11 protein-coding genes, 2 tRNA genes and 3 rRNA genes are annotated in these 16,945 nt (G+C 44.5%); 11 read left to right on the top strand and 5 right to left on the bottom strand.

All coding sequences use genetic code 11. From position 1 onward, the window contains the following. Positions 1 to 33: 33 nt before the first annotated feature. A complete protein-coding gene (locus tag ACYX4W_RS00080; RefSeq protein ID WP_025254039.1) occupies positions 34 to 339 on the top strand; it encodes a hypothetical protein in 306 nt (101 codons plus the stop codon). Between the two features lie 54 nt (positions 340 to 393). On the opposite strand, the gene sthA is transcribed toward ACYX4W_RS00080, so the two are convergent. The 3 genes from sthA to ACYX4W_RS00065 form a co-directional block, all read right to left on the bottom strand. Continuing rightward, positions 394 to 1,815, bottom strand: a complete 1,422-nt coding sequence (gene sthA / locus ACYX4W_RS00075; protein WP_476074319.1) for a Si-specific NAD(P)(+) transhydrogenase — start codon at positions 1,813 to 1,815, stop codon at positions 394 to 396. Between the two features lie 247 nt (positions 1,816 to 2,062). Beyond that, positions 2,063 to 3,190 (bottom strand): acyl-CoA desaturase, encoded by a 1,128-nt coding sequence (locus tag ACYX4W_RS00070; protein WP_476074318.1) that lies wholly within the window; start codon positions 3,188 to 3,190, stop codon positions 2,063 to 2,065. A 188-nt stretch (positions 3,191 to 3,378) separates the two neighbouring features. Next, the gene (locus tag ACYX4W_RS00065; protein WP_476074317.1) at positions 3,379 to 4,842 is read right to left on the bottom strand and encodes a DsbA family protein; all 1,464 of its coding nucleotides are present in this window, start codon (positions 4,840 to 4,842) and stop codon (positions 3,379 to 3,381) included. A gap of 115 nt (positions 4,843 to 4,957) precedes the next feature. On the opposite strand from ACYX4W_RS00065, the gene ACYX4W_RS00060 reads away from it, so the two are divergent. The 4 genes from ACYX4W_RS00060 (at position 4,958) to ACYX4W_RS00045 (ending at position 7,999) form a co-directional block, all read left to right on the top strand. After that, the gene (locus ACYX4W_RS00060; protein ID WP_476074316.1) at positions 4,958 to 5,923 is read left to right on the top strand and encodes a helix-turn-helix domain-containing protein; all 966 of its coding nucleotides are present in this window, start codon (positions 4,958 to 4,960) and stop codon (positions 5,921 to 5,923) included. Between the two features lie 161 nt (positions 5,924 to 6,084). Beyond that, on the top strand, positions 6,085 to 6,903 hold the full coding sequence (locus ACYX4W_RS00055) for an SDR family oxidoreductase (protein WP_476074315.1): 819 nt from the start codon (positions 6,085 to 6,087) through the stop codon (positions 6,901 to 6,903). A 76-nt stretch (positions 6,904 to 6,979) separates the two neighbouring features. After that, a complete protein-coding gene (fabR, locus tag ACYX4W_RS00050) occupies positions 6,980 to 7,573 on the top strand; it encodes an HTH-type transcriptional repressor FabR (RefSeq protein WP_461853095.1) in 594 nt (197 codons plus the stop codon). A gap of 135 nt (positions 7,574 to 7,708) precedes the next feature. Beyond that, positions 7,709 to 7,999 (top strand): DUF1330 domain-containing protein, encoded by a 291-nt coding sequence (locus ACYX4W_RS00045; RefSeq protein ID WP_476074314.1) that lies wholly within the window; start codon positions 7,709 to 7,711, stop codon positions 7,997 to 7,999. A gap of 22 nt (positions 8,000 to 8,021) precedes the next feature. Here the strand turns inward: ACYX4W_RS00045 and trmA are convergent, their stop codons facing one another. After that, positions 8,022 to 9,119 (bottom strand): tRNA (uridine(54)-C5)-methyltransferase TrmA, encoded by a 1,098-nt coding sequence (gene trmA / locus ACYX4W_RS00040; protein ID WP_476074313.1) that lies wholly within the window; start codon positions 9,117 to 9,119, stop codon positions 8,022 to 8,024. 190 nt (positions 9,120 to 9,309) lie between these two features. Between trmA and ACYX4W_RS00035 the strand changes: the two genes are divergently transcribed. Continuing rightward, entirely contained in the window at positions 9,310 to 10,626 is a 1,317-nt protein-coding gene (locus ACYX4W_RS00035) for a DUF5610 domain-containing protein (RefSeq protein ID WP_476074312.1), read from the top strand. 77 nt (positions 10,627 to 10,703) lie between these two features. On the opposite strand, the gene ACYX4W_RS00030 is transcribed toward ACYX4W_RS00035, so the two are convergent. Then, the gene (locus ACYX4W_RS00030; RefSeq protein ID WP_269918397.1) at positions 10,704 to 11,168 is read right to left on the bottom strand and encodes an RNA recognition motif domain-containing protein; all 465 of its coding nucleotides are present in this window, start codon (positions 11,166 to 11,168) and stop codon (positions 10,704 to 10,706) included. Positions 11,169 to 11,641: 473 nt separating this feature from the next. On the opposite strand from ACYX4W_RS00030, the gene ACYX4W_RS00025 reads away from it, so the two are divergent. From ACYX4W_RS00025 to rrf, 5 genes are all read left to right on the top strand, one after another. Beyond that, a 16S ribosomal RNA gene (locus ACYX4W_RS00025) occupies positions 11,642 to 13,174 on the top strand. Between the two features lie 78 nt (positions 13,175 to 13,252). Beyond that, positions 13,253 to 13,328 (top strand) — tRNA-Ala (locus ACYX4W_RS00020). 37 nt (positions 13,329 to 13,365) lie between these two features. After that, a tRNA-Ile gene (locus ACYX4W_RS00015) sits at positions 13,366 to 13,442 on the top strand. A gap of 349 nt (positions 13,443 to 13,791) precedes the next feature. Continuing rightward, positions 13,792 to 16,667, top strand: a 23S ribosomal RNA gene (locus tag ACYX4W_RS00010). Between the two features lie 120 nt (positions 16,668 to 16,787). Continuing rightward, positions 16,788 to 16,903, top strand: a 5S ribosomal RNA gene (gene rrf, locus ACYX4W_RS00005). The 16S, 23S and 5S rRNA genes sit together here with 2 tRNA genes alongside, the layout of an rRNA operon. Positions 16,904 to 16,945: the final 42 nt, after the last annotated feature.

Below are 16,945 nucleotides of genomic sequence, written 5' to 3'. Positions count from 1 at the left end.
GACAGTAGTAAACTGTAGCACAGGAGAAGAAACATGCGTAAAGTAGTACTAACATTAGCTCTATCAGCAGCCTTTGGTATTGCGCATGCGGAATCTGGTGAAAACCAGCTTTTCGATTGCATGGATGCGAAAACATTCGAAATGAATAACCAATGTATGTCGGATCAAATCGGCAATAACATTCGTTTCCGTGATGCACAAGCAAAGCTGATCGACATTGCAAGCGAAAGTCAGGGTGACTACGCTATTGCAACAATGACATTCGATCAAGAAAATATGCACATCGACATCGTAGCACATAAAGACTCGCTTAACGCGCTTGCTGCGAACCGTAACTAATTTTTAGTTAACGCATATAAGCCGGCGACAATTTCGCCGGCTTTTTTGTATCTGTTAGAAAATCCTATTTAGCCCATTGATGGCAGCAACACGATAGGCTTCAGCCATGGTCGGATAGTTAAATGTAGTGTTAACGAAGTAGTCTATGGTGTTGCCTTCACCTTTTTGTTGCATGATGGCTTGGCCGATATGAACAATTTCAGAGGCACGTTCACCAAAGCAGTGAATACCCAGTATTTCTTTCGTTTCCCGGTGAAATAGAATTTTAAGGCTACCCGTTTGTGTTGATGCAATCTGCGCTCTGGCCAAATGTTTGAACTGGGCTCTTCCCACCTCATAAGGTATCTTGGCTGCAGTAAGTTCTTGTTCTGTCTTACCTACCGAACTAATTTCCGGGATGGTATAGATACCTGACGGAATATCTTCTACTAACGCTGAATGTGTATTTATGCCGAGCATTGCCTCAGCGGCAAATCGACCTTGGTTATATGCTGCAGATGCCAAACTTGGGTAACCAATCACATCGCCAACAGCAAATACATTGTCTACGTCGGTTTGATAACTTTCATTAACCTTAAGTTGGCCTCTACCATCAGCTTTTAAACCAATATTCTCAAGTTTCAGAGTATCTGTGTTGCCCGTACGGCCATTAGCAAACAATAAGCAATCGGCCCGCATGCGCTTACCTGACTCTAAGTTTAAAATTACTGAATCATCGGTAGCTTCGACAGAAGAGTAGGTTTCATTATGACGAATAAGTACGCCGTTGTTCCATAAGTGGTAACTTAGCGCATCAGAGATTTCGTCATCTAAGAATGACAATAGACGGTCTCGCATATTAACCAGATCGACTTTTACTCCCAAGCCTCTAAAGATACTGGCATATTCCGACCCAATTACACCTGCACCATAAATTATGATGGACTTTGGATCGTGATCTAGAGATAAGATGGTGTCAGAGTTATAAATACGGGGGTGATTAAAATCGATATCTTTCGGGCAATAGGGGCGCGAACCTGTGGCTATTGCTATTTGTGCTGCTGTGACTGTGTCCTTCGAGCCATCTTCTCGTGTTATTTCCAAGGTGTGTGCATCGACAAAGCTGGCTTCGCCATGAAACAGCGTAACACGGTTCCTATCATAAAAAGAAGAACGCAGGCGAGTTTGGCTTTTAACTACACCGCTAGCATGGCTCATGATGTCTGAAAACGTAAGGCTCTTACTTAAGTGGTTGTCGGCAAATAGGGGAGACGTATTGTATTCAATAAGACGACTGACTGAGTGACGAAGCGCTTTAGAGGGAATAGTGCCCCAATGAGTACAGCCACCGCCAACAGCTTCGTAGCGTTCTACCACTGCCACTTTTTTACCGGCCTTGGCAAGCTGCATTGCAACACCCTCTCCACCGGGGCCAGTGCCTATAACAATCGCATCGTAATGATACGACGGAGCTTCAGTTTTTTGCTTCGTTGCCATGTTATCTTCCCGTATTATTACTTCTATGATGTGGCGTCTGAAATCACAATAACCGCCATAATTCAGTTTATGATGTAGCTTGAACACCGAACTTAGTCTAAAGCTAAGCTGTTTATGCCAACCTTACAAACTCTAGTATAACTACCTTACTTGAAGTGTCATCCCAACTATAGATCAAAAAAAACCACATAAGCAGATACTTATGTGGTTTTTGGTTTAATCAGATCAGCTAAAAGAATAGGTAATGCTACGCCATTTGAAGCGACAAACTCTGCAATTGGGTCCATTTTTCTTTCTGAACAGCAAAGGCGTGCTTCATCTCTTTATATTTGTAAGCAAGCTCTAACCCTTCAATGCTGCGTTTTAGTGTACGCTTCTTAACGCGCATAACGCGCTTTTTCGTTGCGTAGTACTCACTCATCCGCTGCATTAGCAGGTCGTACTCTTCTTGAATAGTGTGCATCATTTCTTCCGCATTCGGTAGTAACGACACTTTTTCACTTGCCCTTTGAAGCTGCATGGCCGCCAGAGCTTTTTCGATGCGCTCTTCAGGTACTTTGCGAAGGTTCGACGTTAAACCTACATAAGACAGCCCTTTGATAAGCCATTTAGTAGGATCAAACTGGTACCAACGAATGCCATTGCGGTAGTCGTACTCAAAAATATGGTGATAGTTGTGATAACCCTCACCAAAAGTAAAGAATGCTAAAACGCCATTATCACGTGCTGTATTCTTATCGGTATAAGGCTGACTACCCCAGAAGTGAGCAAGTGAGTTGATAAAGAAGGTTACGTGGTGAACTAGCACTAGACGAAGTACGCCGGCCACCAAGATCATGCCCATAACGTCGCCGTTCAGGTAACCCAACAGACCAGTAATACCAAAGTTAGCAGCGAGTACGATAGGCAAGTAGTATTTGTGCTGCCACATCACAACGCTATCTTTTTGTAGATCTTTACAGTTGCTGTAATCATCGTAACGCTTAGCTTGATACTCACGTAACATCCAGCCGATGTGTGCAAACCAAAGACCTTTCTTTGCAGAGTAGGGGTCTTTGTCGTTGTCATCTACATGGCGATGGTGAACGCGATGATCTGACGACCAGTGCAAAATACTATTTTGCAGTGCCATCGCCCCACCAATCGCTAATACGACACGAACTACAATGTTGGCATCGTAGGTTTTATGTGACCACAAGCGATGATACCCAGCAGTTATCGACATACCGGTGAAATAGAATAGGAATATAGCGGTACCGATTTCTGCCCAATCGATACCCTGATATGCCACCCAAAGCGGCACACCTATAAATGCAATTGCGCCCGATATTATAAATACCAGCACATTCGTTAGGATAAGAGGAGGTTTTTTCATTTTATACAACTTGGCTTACAACTGTTCGCTAATTTATCGTTTTACGAGGCTTCAGGCAAGCAAAACCCAGATAAGTTCTGCTTACATGTGTAAAGTTTAATTATAGCCGAGGGTGGCAAAAACGTAGCTAAAACGTGAGAATTAACGCTTAACCCTTGTTTATAAAAGAGATGATTTTATACTGGTCTTCAGTCTGCCTGGTCGTTTTTAATTGCGTCTTCTATAACAAAAAGCCTATCTTGTCCCCACACCTGAATATCGCCGTAGCGAAACACCGGAACCCCCCAGCTTCCCTTGGAATACATGTCACGCTGGTTTCTCTCCACTTCGCCAAGCCAAGATTCATTGTCCAAGTGTTGTTTTGCTTGCTCCCACTCTAATCCCGCTTTTTCAACGATTTTCTTTAATCCTCTATCTGTTTCTGCGCGAATGCCTTTGGCATTTACGCACTCTGAAAAGGCGAGCAGATACTGTAGAAAGTGTCCGTTGTCGCGTGCAAAGTCCAACAGTGCATAGCAACGTTTAACACCGTCACCAAGTGGATCTGCCAATTTTCCGTAAGGCCATCCTAATTTTTGGGCTTCGCGTTTTGTGTCTAGAAATATGTAAAGTGCTTTTTTGAAAGGAACAAACAGGCCGCGCATCATCATTGGCAGAACGGGGCGAACAACCAATGGAACTTGATATGTACACGCAAGAGATATTCCCTCTAATAGTGCTATGTGGGAGTATGGACTTCGAGCAGACCAAAATAACTCTACAGGCTTTTTGTGACTCGTTTCTTCATTATGCTGTATAGCCATTGGCAGTACTGTTATGCCTGGCCGCTCTCTTTTTAGGTTGTATGTTTTGCTAAAAGTTACTGGCGTTGCATTAGCGCACTTCAACTTCTCTTCGGTAAGTCTTTGCTCTAAATGCGCTAATCTATCCACGCCCCAGTACCACTCTCCGTCATAGTAAACTGTAGCGGGTAAATAATGACCACGTTCACTTAGCTCAGCGGTATTAGCCTTTACTTGTTCTTCTATTGCGTTGTTTTTCTCGGCAGTGTTTACCAAGTCAGTTAAATGTGTGCCTTCAGTTGTATTCCAAAACTCTAGGACTGTGCGAATAAGTTCAGGCCAGTTTCTTCCATCGTTAATAGCACTTTGTAACTCAATGGTATATGCGCGCTTTCTTTCGGCAGTGAGCTTCTCGAGTTCGCTTTTGAGAGTAGGCACTGCCAAAAAGTTGTACAGCGAAGCCAGTAATTCTGCGTCTTTGAGAGCATGTTGTTCCCAAAGAGTGGGTTCTGGAAACATAACATCATCAGTTGAATCGATAACTTTAATTACACACTTTATGTCAAATCTTTGCTCTATGCTCGGTAACGCCTGAAGTAACAAAAATGAGTAAGGGTCATCTATCTTTAAATAAACTGCTAGCTGAGCTGAACTGCGAAGCATTGCGCGCTTTATCTTAAAAAGTCGTCTTCGAAGTTGTAAAAGCCAATCGCTTGAGATGGCTTGAAGCATCAGTGGTTTGATAGTTTTCTTCAATGTGGTTATCTCTTCTTTGCAAAGCTTATAGTTAACATCAAATGAGTAGTCATTTCTGGCCAAGGTTAATTCAAAACAGGTGAACAATGTTAACTCTCTGTTAACATAAGGCATTTGCCAGTCTAGGATATCGTATGATGTCTGGCTACTTGAATTAATAATGAGAAAAAACGTTTTTACTCACACTGAAGCAGTATTACCCATTTACTTTCCTAAGGTCCTGTACCTTATGTTACGCGACGAAGGCTATGATCCTGAGGAACTACTTATTGGGTGCGGTATTAAAGAAAGTGACTTTGAATCTGAAAATATCAAACTGTCATTCAAAGCACATCAGCAGTTTATCAAAAATGTTCAAAACGTTACCCAAAACGAACATATTGGTTGGAGTTTCGGCCAGTGCATTAATCTAACGACGTTAGGCACTGTTGGTTATGGAGCGCTTAGTAGCGAATCGTTAAAAGACGCCCTTGAGTTTATAAGTCAATTTCTTCACTTACGAACTTCACTTTTCAGTGTTGCTATTGTTGTAAAAACTGACGAGCACGTAAGCGAAAGCTTTTTAGAAGTAAGGCCTCTGGTCACACTTTCTCACTCACACTACTTTTTACTTGCGGCGGCGGTAAGTGCCGTACTAAACATTATTTATTTTTGCCTTCCTATAAATAATTCGGTGAAAAAAATCGAAATGCAGTGCGCGACGCCGAAAACCCATTGTGATGTATTTCTGCCCAAGGGATTACCCATTTTATTTGATAAGTCCTCAACGCGTATCTATCTCAATAGCGAGATACTGAACATTCCTTTACCTACAGCCGATTCTTTTTCAAAAAAGGCAATGTATAGTTTGTGCGCAGAGCAGTCTTGTAATCTCCGTCAGGGTAGTGATGTCGTAACAGCTTTACGGAAACATATAAAAGAAAGCGATCGATTTTCCCTTTCTTTAGACGAAGCTGCCGCACTGTTTTACGTTTCGCCAAGAACGCTGCGTCGTGCACTATCTTCATGTGGTACACATTTTAAATCGATCATCAATGAAGAAAAGGCTAACTTTGCAAAAGACATGCTTTTGAAGACAAGACTTTCTATTGCAGAAATCGCGCTTCAACTTAACTTTTCTGACCCCTCTAACTTCTCAAGAGCGTTCAAAACTTGGACTGGTGTATCTCCCATATATTGGCGGGAGCATAAATAAGTAGTCATTGGTATAGTTCATTGACGAAGCTATACATCCTAGCAGGCATGTTGTCCTTTTGGCACTGTGAGATGGCCACTCTTGCACTTACTTTGAGTCAAGGTAGCCCACCATAATGCTACTCGATACTTCAGATGCTACTAATTCTAGGAAGACGAGTTATGAACACAAATATATCGGGAAGAACGGCAATAATTGCTGGTGGAAGTGCAGGTATGGGAAAGGCTAGTGCCATAGCATTAGCGCAAGAAGGTGTTAATCTGATTATATCTGCTAGGCGAGAGCAGCGATTACGCGACACAGTAGAAGAAATTAAAGCGCAATACGGTGTAGAAGTTACTGCTGTGGTCGCCGATCATGCAACCGAAGAGGGCAGAGCAAAGTTGTTAGCAGCTTGCGAAACCCCGGATATTCTTATCATTACTATATCTCCACCCCCTATTATTTGGGAATACGGCGATATAGAGGAAGAGAATTGGCTTGAGTCAATAAAGCTTGGTCTTATTGGTCCAGTAGAGCTTATAAAAACATTCAGTAAGCCCATGAAGGAAAGAGGCTGGGGAAGAATAGTTAATATAGCTACGGTGGCCGCGAAACATCCACTGGAAATGCGCTTAATGTCGGGGCCCGCACGCTCGGCATTAGCAAACTACACGTCAGTCGTATCAAGAGATTTAGCAAAACATGGTGTGATTTTAAATAATGTGCTGCCAGGCATGTACGCGACAGAAGGGATGATTGAATTAGCGCTACCACACAAAGAAAAAATTGAACAAAAATATGGAAAAGGCGCTGCGGATAATATTACGCCTGAAATGGTACACAAGATGACCTTGGACTTGTTTGACATTCCTACAAACTCGTTAGGAGATCCAAATGACTTGGCCCAATTCGTTACTCTGCTTAGTTCTGAGGCTGCTAAGTTCACTGTCGGTCAAAACTTTGTGCTTGATGGTGGAATGTCGAGAAGCCTGTTCTAGGCTATGAGTTAATTTAAACTTCTCCAAGAGGCTCGGGTTGCGATAGACTATAAAAGAGTAATTAAGTGAGTCTATCGTGAGCCGACAAGAACAGAAATTAAAAACCCGCCAAAATATCATCCATGCTGCATTTTCATTGCTAGATGAAAACCGCAGTTTATCGGCAATAAGCTTGCGTGAAGTCGCCCGAGAAGCTGGCATTGCTCCCACGTCGTTTTATCGACACTTTAAAGATATGGACGAGTTGGGTTTAACGCTGGTGGATGAAGCGGGTTTAGCGCTGCGTCAGCTTATGCGTCAAGCTAGAAGGCGCATTGCTTCAGGTGGCGGCGTCATTCATACCTCTGTGGAAACCTTCATGGAATTCATCGCGGCCAACACAAACGTATTTCGTTTATTACTGCGAGAGCATACCGGTACGTCGTCTGCTTACCGACTAGCAGTGTTCAGAGAAATTCAACATTTCATCGATGAACTTACTGACTACATTATCGAACAGCAAGGCGTGGAATACGCCTGTGCCCAGTTACAAGCCGATGCCATGGTAAGACTGGTATTCAGTGCCGGAGCTGAAGCATTAGAAGCGGATGATAAGCTTAGAAGTGAAATTGGTGAAAGAGTGAAAGCGCAACTTCGCTTTGTTCAAATAGGCGCTACGCAGAAAGCGTAGCGCTGAAGTATTATCAAGTATTTCACGAAACAGATTCTGGCATAAGCCTTCTTATTGCACGGAATATAGCTTGTTAAGCTCTCAATACGATAACGCTGGGTTCAACCAGTTAATTTCAAGAAAAGAGAGCAAGATATGTATTATTCAGTTTTAGAAGTTACACCTACCGATGAAGCGTGGATCCCGCACTATGTAAAACTCGCCGCGGATGTCGTGTCGAAGCACGGTGGAAAATATCTAGCGAACAGTGCGAATCATCAAACTTTAGAAGGCGAGAGAGAAGAACCCGCCATTCGCGTTATAATACAGTGGCCTTCAAAACAAAGCGCACTCGATTTTATGTCTGACCCAGATTACCTTCCACTACTAAAACTAAGAACTGACGGCTCAGTAAGCCATCACGTTCTTGTACAAGGCAAGGAGTAGTAGAAAATGACTTACACGCAAACTAGACTTTGCGTGTAAGTAGAACGCCTGCCTCAATATGATGAGTGAAAGGAAATTGGTCGAATAGCGCTGATTGAGCAATGTTGTGAGTTTCACCTAAAAGCTCAAGGTTTTGCGCCAAAGTTTCAGGATTACACGAGATATACACAATATTATCGTAATCCTGAATCATTCTTAGCGAGTCTTCATCTAATCCAGCTCTTGGAGGGTCAACCAATACAGTGGTGAAATTATAAGTGCTTAAATCAATGCCTTCTAAGCGACTAAACGTACGCTCGCCCTTCATAGCCTGTGTGAATTCTTCGGCGGCTAACCTTACAATTTTTACATTGCTCAGCTCGTTTTGCTCAATATTAAACTGAGCTGCTTGCACTGAAGGTTTAGCTATTTCGGTACCTACGACATTATCAAAGTGAAGTGCTAGCGGAAGTGAAAAGTTACCGGCACCACAATACATTTCTAGTAAGTCTCCAGAGAGTGGTTTAACACAATCTAAAGCCCATTCAATCATGCTACAGTTCACTTCGGCATTGGGCTGAGTGAAGCTATTTTCTATATGCTTGAATACGAATTCTCGTCCGTTTACTGGTAAACGCTCAATTACAAAATCGTTGTCGATAATAAGCTTTTGCTTTCTAGCGCGACCAATGATGTTTACTTTAGGAAAGTGAGTTTCAAGTGTCGTTTTTAGTTCTCTTGCTGCCACTTGCCATTCTTCATCTAATTGACGATGGTATAGAAGGCTTATAACAAGTTCACCAGACAACGCAGAAAGGTAATCGATTTGAAATAACTTTTTTCTTAGAGTCTCGTTTGGTCTTACTTCTTCAAGCAAAAGTGTCATCGCATCGTTTATTGCTTTACAAGCAGGAGGGAAACTATCTACGCGATACTTCTCTTTCGTTTCCTGATTGAACATGATGTGAAATAAGTCATCGCCCTCATGCCATACTCTAAACTCTGCGCGCATGCGGTAGTGTGTTGGCTGCGAGGGGAATACAGAAAGCGCCGGGGCATTGAATGGAGAAAGCAACGCGGTGAGACGATTTACTTTTTCGTCTAACTGATCGTGATAGCGTTGTTGTTCAGTGGTGGTCATAAAATTCTCCATTCATTGTTGAGGTCGCGAATTGTAGTCCCTTAAAAAATAACTGCAACAAGCGCTCCCGACTTCTTCATTATTAATATGCGTAATTGCTTAAATAGCTTTTAGAAAAAAATGCTGTATTAATATTAAACAATATTGATTCTTTGCCGATAATAAGAATGAGGATAGTGAGGATCAAATTATGAACGTGGGTCAAATTAAAGCTTTTATGGGAGACCAAAAGGTTGATCAGAAAGCGGATCAAAAGGCAACGGTTCACCCGAATGAAGCGCTTAAAAAGCAGCTGCAGCAAGACGGATTGCAGCAAGCCGCTGAATTCTCGAAGCAACAAGCGGCTTCAGTATCTGTTTCAAGTAGCCAGACGAGTATCGGCTTGCGCGTGGTAAGTAGCAATATTAATCAAGCGTTGGAAATAGATGGGCAAAGACCACAAGAAACGAAAGAGAAAAATCTTGAAGAAAAGTCGAACGGTTTATTCGATTTTGAAAAAGTAGCCCGAAACGTACTTAAGTTCGTGGGCAGCGTTATTCGCGGCGCAGCCGATGGAGGTGCCAGCGAAGAAAAGCTGACCGGGCTATTTAGCCAAGCAAGAGAAGGAGTAAGCCGCGGCTTCGCAATGGCTGAAAAAGATCTTGCTGGGTTTATGAATGAAGAGATTGAGCAAGGTATAACGAAAAGCCGGGATCTCATTGATACGGGTATTGATGATCTAGAAACCGATATCTTTGGACGCCAGCAGCCTAATGCTGTCCAGCTGTCTTCGGTGGAAGCTGTTGCAGCATCGGACGAAAAAAGCGGTAGTTTGATGATTCGAACTAAAGATGGTGATGAAGTGAGCTTTAGTTTTGAAAGCCTGCGTTCTTTCCAGGCTTCTCAGCAACTTAATTTTCAGGCTCAGGCATCTCAAGAGCAATCTGACGGTAGTGGTGAGCAAAGTGAAAGCAATTTTTCAGCGTCTTACACTGAGCAAACTTCTTATCAATATTTCGAGCGAAGCGGCATTAGTTTTTCATTGAAAGGAGAACTTGATGAAGATGAGTTGGAATCGATAGCTGATTTAGTTGGGCAGGTGCAGGATCTAGCTGATACCTTCTATAGTGGTGATATAGACAAGGCATTTGAAGAAGCACTGAGTTTAGGCTTTGATGATAAAGAGTTGGTTGGTTACGCACTACAGTTAAATAGGACTACGCAAACCGAAGTGCTAAAGACATACGAAAATATTCAGCACTATATCGAAGATAAAAGCGAAAACGCGAAGTACGGTAATGTGGTTAGTCCAATCGCTCAATATCTAGAGAAGATGATGGATACCTTTGCTAACGCAGAAAGTAAGTTAGAAAGTAGTGAAGACTATAATGCGTTAATAGCTGGTATTATTAACGAGATGGAAGATGTTCAGGTTCCTGACCTTATATCCGCTATAAATAGATTTCGTTCATTTAATCAAACCTTGTTGGAAGGTCTTCCCCAATCTGCTGAAACCAGCGAGAGCTAATGTTCATGACAATAAAAAGCCCGGAAGCGAAAGCTTACCGGGCTTTTTTTACATAACTAAAAACTACGAATTAAGAACTAAGCGTGTTCAACTTTGTCTTTCGCAGGTCGAACTTTTAACGTTCGTTCCTGAAAGATTGAGTCGTTAGTTTTATCAATAACACTACTAAGGTCGTCTGTGACAACCTCGATAAAACCGTAACCTTTTCTTTTTCCAGTTTTGCGATCCTTCATTAAACGAACCGACTGCACTTCAATAAAGCTACTGAAATACTCCTTTACAGCGTTTTCATTTGCTCTATAGGGTAAATTACCCACATATAAAGTTTCGACTGATCCGTTATTGGTGTGTGCTCTGGCATCTGAGGAAGATGGACTTTGAATAAGAGACGCTAGCCAAGGAGTAACGATACCGCTTATCAGCAGAGCTGCAGATACGGTAAGTGGAACATGGACGTTTAAACTAGCAGAAGAAAATAACAAATACCCTGCAATTGCAAAAATAGCGCTAATAACAGCGCATTGAATAAAGCCTACTTTCATATACCTACCTTTCTATTGTTTATTATGGTGCTGGAGGCTGTACATAGTTTACTCATTTGTAACAATTTGAACAATAAAATGTGAAAAAACTAGTCTAAAGATGCATTGAGCCCAGAGAAATGATGCAGAAATGAGCGGTTAACATCAAAATGGCCTTAAAAAGCAAAAAAAACCAATTTAAGTGTTGATCTTTCTCAAGAGGTATCTATAATGCGCTCCACGTTCTGAGGGGGCTTCGAGAAAAACAAAGCCAACTTAGCAACAAGTGCGAAACCAAGTTTTCAAGCAAATAAAAAGTTTAAAAACATGGTTGACATCGAAAATAAACGATGTAAAATGCGCACCTCACTCGAACAGGGTGAGTCACTAAGAAGCAACGGCTTCTAGTGAATGTTCTTTAAAAATTTAGACAAGACAATCTGTGTGGGCACTCGTTAAGAGTGTCACAACGACGATTCATATTTCGATATATTTAATTGAAGAGTTTGATCATGGCTCAGATTGAACGCTGGCGGCAGGCCTAACACATGCAAGTCGAACGGTAACAGGATGTGCTTGCACATCGCTGACGAGTGGCGGACGGGTGAGTAATGCTTGGGAACTTGCCTTTGCGAGGGGGATAACAGTTGGAAACGACTGCTAATACCGCATAATGTCTACGGACCAAACGGGGCTTCGGCTCCGGCGCAAAGAGAGGCCCAAGTGAGATTAGCTAGTTGGTAAGGTAAAAGCTTACCAAGGCAACGATCTCTAGCTGTTCTGAGAGGAAGATCAGCCACACTGGGACTGAGACACGGCCCAGACTCCTACGGGAGGCAGCAGTGGGGAATATTGCACAATGGGGGAAACCCTGATGCAGCCATGCCGCGTGTGTGAAGAAGGCCTTCGGGTTGTAAAGCACTTTCAGTTGTGAGGAAAAGTTAGTAGTTAATACCTGCTAGCCGTGACGTTAACAACAGAAGAAGCACCGGCTAACTCCGTGCCAGCAGCCGCGGTAATACGGAGGGTGCGAGCGTTAATCGGAATTACTGGGCGTAAAGCGCACGCAGGCGGTTTGTTAAGCTAGATGTGAAAGCCCCGGGCTCAACCTGGGATGGTCATTTAGAACTGGCAGACTAGAGTCTTGGAGAGGGGAGTGGAATTCCAGGTGTAGCGGTGAAATGCGTAGATATCTGGAGGAACATCAGTGGCGAAGGCGACTCCCTGGCCAAAGACTGACGCTCATGTGCGAAAGTGTGGGTAGCGAACAGGATTAGATACCCTGGTAGTCCACACCGTAAACGCTGTCTACTAGCTGTTTGTGACTTTAAGTCGTGAGTAGCGAAGCTAACGCGCTAAGTAGACCGCCTGGGGAGTACGGCCGCAAGGTTAAAACTCAAATGAATTGACGGGGGCCCGCACAAGCGGTGGAGCATGTGGTTTAATTCGATGCAACGCGAAGAACCTTACCTACACTTGACATGCTGAGAACTTTCTAGAGATAGATTGGTGCCTTCGGGAACTCAGACACAGGTGCTGCATGGCTGTCGTCAGCTCGTGTCGTGAGATGTTGGGTTAAGTCCCGCAACGAGCGCAACCCTTGTCCTTAGTTGCCAGCATTAAGTTGGGCACTCTAAGGAGACTGCCGGTGACAAACCGGAGGAAGGTGGGGACGACGTCAAGTCATCATGGCCCTTACGTGTAGGGCTACACACGTGCTACAATGGCATTTACAGAGGGAAGCGAGACAGTGATGTGGAGCGGACCCCTTAAAGAATGTCGTAGTCCGGATTGGAGTCTGCAACTCGACTCCATGAAGTCGGAATCGCTAGTAATCGCAGGTCAGAATACTGCGGTGAATACGTTCCCGGGCCTTGTACACACCGCCCGTCACACCATGGGAGTGGGATGCAAAAGAAGTAGTTAGTCTAACCTTCGGGAGGACGATTACCACTTTGTGTTTCATGACTGGGGTGAAGTCGTAACAAGGTAACCCTAGGGGAACCTGGGGTTGGATCACCTCCTTACCATTACGTCGATAGACGCACTTGATGCAGTGCCTACACAGATAGTCTTGTTTAAAATGAAGAACGACACAAGTTTATGGGGCTATAGCTCAGCTGGGAGAGCGCCTGATTTGCATTCAGGAGGTCAGCAGTTCGATCCTGCTTAGCTCCACCATCTACTTGATACTGAGCTTGCATAAGCGAAGTACTGAAGGCTTGTAGCTCAGCTGGTTAGAGCGCACCCCTGATAAGGGTGAGGTCGGCAGTTCAAGTCTGCCCAAGCCTACCATTTCCTTGCTTTAAGAAAGGAAGGTAACAAAGGTAGAAACGTGTCACGTTGGACCCGAAATCCTAATGAATATTTACTGTTTCAGTAAGCATTGATTAGGGTTTTTTACTCTAAAGATGAAAGTACTGCTTTTGCAGGAAACATCGAATGTTCTTTAACAATTTGGAAAGCTGATATTAATAGTAATCAATCAAAATTGAGTAACTGAGAAATCGAAAGATGAACTTTTTACTCTACTTGACTGAATTGCTTGTTATCAATTTATTGATAGCAAGGCAATTCTTCCGATTAGCTTGTCATGCATGCGACATAACTTAGACAGAAGTCAAAAGGCTGTTTGGGGTTGTATGGTTAAGTGACGAAGCGTATACGGTGGATGCCTTGGCAGTTAGAGGCGAAGAAGGACGTGTAAGTCTGCGAAAAGCTGTGGTGAGCCGACAAAATGCATTTGAGCCACAGATGTCCGAATGGGGAAACCCACCTGTTTACAGGTATCGTTACGTGAATACATAGCGTAACGAGGCGAACGAGGGGAACTGAAACATCTAAGTACCCTTAGGAAAAGAAATCAATTGAGATTCCCCTAGTAGCGGCGAGCGAACGGGGAGCAGCCCTTAAGCTGTATTGAATGTAGTGGAATCCTTTGGGAAGAGGAGCGATACAAGGTGATAGCCCTGTACACGACGCAATCTTTACAGTGAAATCGAGTAGGTCGGGACACGTGTTATCTTGACTGAATATGGGGGGACCATCCTCCAAGGCTAAATACTCCTAACTGACCGATAGTGAACCAGTACCGTGAGGGAAAGGCGAAAAGAACCCCTGTGAGGGGAGTGAAATAGAACCTGAAACCGTATACGTACAAGCAGTGGGAGCCCTTCGGGGTGACTGCGTACCTTTTGTATAATGGGTCAGCGACTTATATTTAGTAGCAAGGTTAAGCGAATAGCGGAGCCGTAGCGAAAGCGAGTGTTAACTGCGCGTTTAGTTGCTAGGTATAGACCCGAAACCCGGTGATCTAGCCATGAGCAGGTTGAAGGTTGAGTAACATCAACTGGAGGACCGAACCCACTGACGTTGAAAAGTCAGGGGATGACTTGTGGCTGGGGGTGAAAGGCCAATCAAACCGGGAGATAGCTGGTTCTCCCCGAAATCTATTTAGGTAGAGCCTCGGACGAATTCCATTGGGGGTAGAGCACTGTTAAGGCTAGGGGGTCATCCCGACTTACCAACCCTTTGCAAACTCCGAATACCAATGAGAACTATCCGGGAGACACACGGCGGGTGCTAACGTCCGTCGTGGAGAGGGAAACAACCCAGACCGCCAGCTAAGGTCCCAAAATATTGCTAAGTGGGAAACGATGTGGGAAGGCATAGACAGCTAGGAGGTTGGCTTAGAAGCAGCCACCCTTTAAAGAAAGCGTAATAGCTCACTAGTCGAGTCGGCCTGCGCGGAAGATGTAACGGGGCTAAGCAATATACCGAAGCTGCGGCAGCATGTTTACATGCTGGGTAGGGGAGCGTTGTGTAAGTGGATGAAGGTGAGTTGTAAAGCTTGCTGGACATATCACAAGTGCGAATGCTGACATGAGTAACGATAATGGGAGTGAAAAACTCCCACGCCGGAAGACCAAGGTTTCCTGTCCCATGCTAATCAGGGCAGGGTAAGTCGGCCCCTAAGGCGAGGCAGAAATGCGTAGTCGATGGGAAACGGATTAATATTTCCGTACTTATATAATCAGTGATGGAGGGACGGAGAAGGCTAGGCAAGCTTGGCGTTGGTTGTCCAAGTGAAAGTGCGTAGGCTGAAGACTTAGGTAAATCCGGGTTTTCAAGGCCGAGACACGAGACGAGCTCCCAAGGGAGTGAAGTTGTTGATGCCCTGCTTCCAGGAAAAGCTTCTAAACTTATGATTATATGAACCGTACCCCAAACCGACACAGGTGGTCAGGTAGAGAATACTAAGGCGCTTGAGAGAACTCGGGTGAAGGAACTCGGCAAAATTGTACCGTAACTTCGGGAGAAGGTACGCCTCTGTTTGTGAACACTTCGCGTGGTAAGCAAATGGAGGCCGCAGTGACCAGGTGGCTGGGACTGTTTATTAAAAACACAGCACTCTGCAAACTCGTAAGAGGACGTATAGGGTGTGACACCTGCCCGGTGCCGGAAGGTTAATTGATGGGGTTAGTCCTCGGACGAAGCTCTTGATCGAAGCCCCGGTAAACGGCGGCCGTAACTATAACGGTCCTAAGGTAGCGAAATTCCTTGTCGGGTAAGTTCCGACCTGCACGAATGGTGTAACCATGGCCACGCTGTCTCCACCCGAGACTCAGTGAAATTGAAATCGCAGTGAAGATGCTGTGTACCCGCACCTAGACGGAAAGACCCCGTGAACCTTTACTACAGCTTGGCACTGAACATTGAACCTACATGTGTAGGATAGGTGGGAGGCTTTGAAGCACAGTCGCTAGATTGTGTGGAGCCGTCCTTGAAATACCACCCTTGTATGTTTGATGTTCTAACATTGGCCCCTTATCGGGGTTGTGGACAGTGTCTGGTGGGTAGTTTGACTGGGGCGGTCTCCTCCCAAATAGTAACGGAGGAGCACGAAGGTTAGCTAATCACGGTCGGACATCGTGAGGTTAGTGCAATGGCATAAGCTAGCTTAACTGCGAGACAGACACGTCGAGCAGGTACGAAAGTAGGTCATAGTGATCCGGTGGTTCTGTATGGAAGGGCCATCGCTCAACGGATAAAAGGTACTCCGGGGATAACAGGCTGATACCGCCCAAGAGTTCATATCGACGGCGGTGTTTGGCACCTCGATGTCGGCTCATCACATCCTGGGGCTGAAGTCGGTCCCAAGGGTATGGCTGTTCGCCATTTAAAGTGGTACGCGAGCTGGGTTTAGAACGTCGTGAGACAGTTCGGTCCCTATCTGGTGTGGGCGTTGGATGATTGATGGGAGCTGCTCCTAGTACGAGAGGACCGGAGTGGACGAACCGCTGGTGTTCGGGTTGTGATGCCAATCGCATTGCCCGGTAGCTATGTTCGGAACGGATAACCGCTGAAAGCATCTAAGCGGGAAGCCGGCCCAAAGATGAGTCATCCCTGAACTTTAAGTTCTGGAAGGGTTGTTATAGACGATGACGTTGATAGGCAGGGTGTGGAAGCGTTGTAAGGCGTTAAGCTAACCTGTACTAATTGCCCGAGAGGCTTAACCATACAACGCCCAAAAAGCTTTAGGCTTTTGCGTGTTGTAGACAAGCTAAAGTAAGTAGAGTGAAAAGTAGTTACTCACTGATTGAATTAATATTATCTTTCCCAAATTGTTACCAGTTTTTTCCTGGCAGCCATAGCGATACGGTACCACCTGAATCCATTCCGAACTCAGAAGTGAAACGTATTAGCGCCGATGGTAGTGTGGGGCTTCCCCATGTGAGAGTAGGACACTGCCAGGTCCCATTAAGAGAAACCCGCCTAACGGCGGGTTTTTTGCTTTC

It is taken from the genome of Alteromonas sp. ABH4_454 (genome assembly GCF_056311775.1).
Note: the sequence above shows the minus strand (reverse complement) of the source record. Positions and strands in the feature narration are given on the sequence as shown.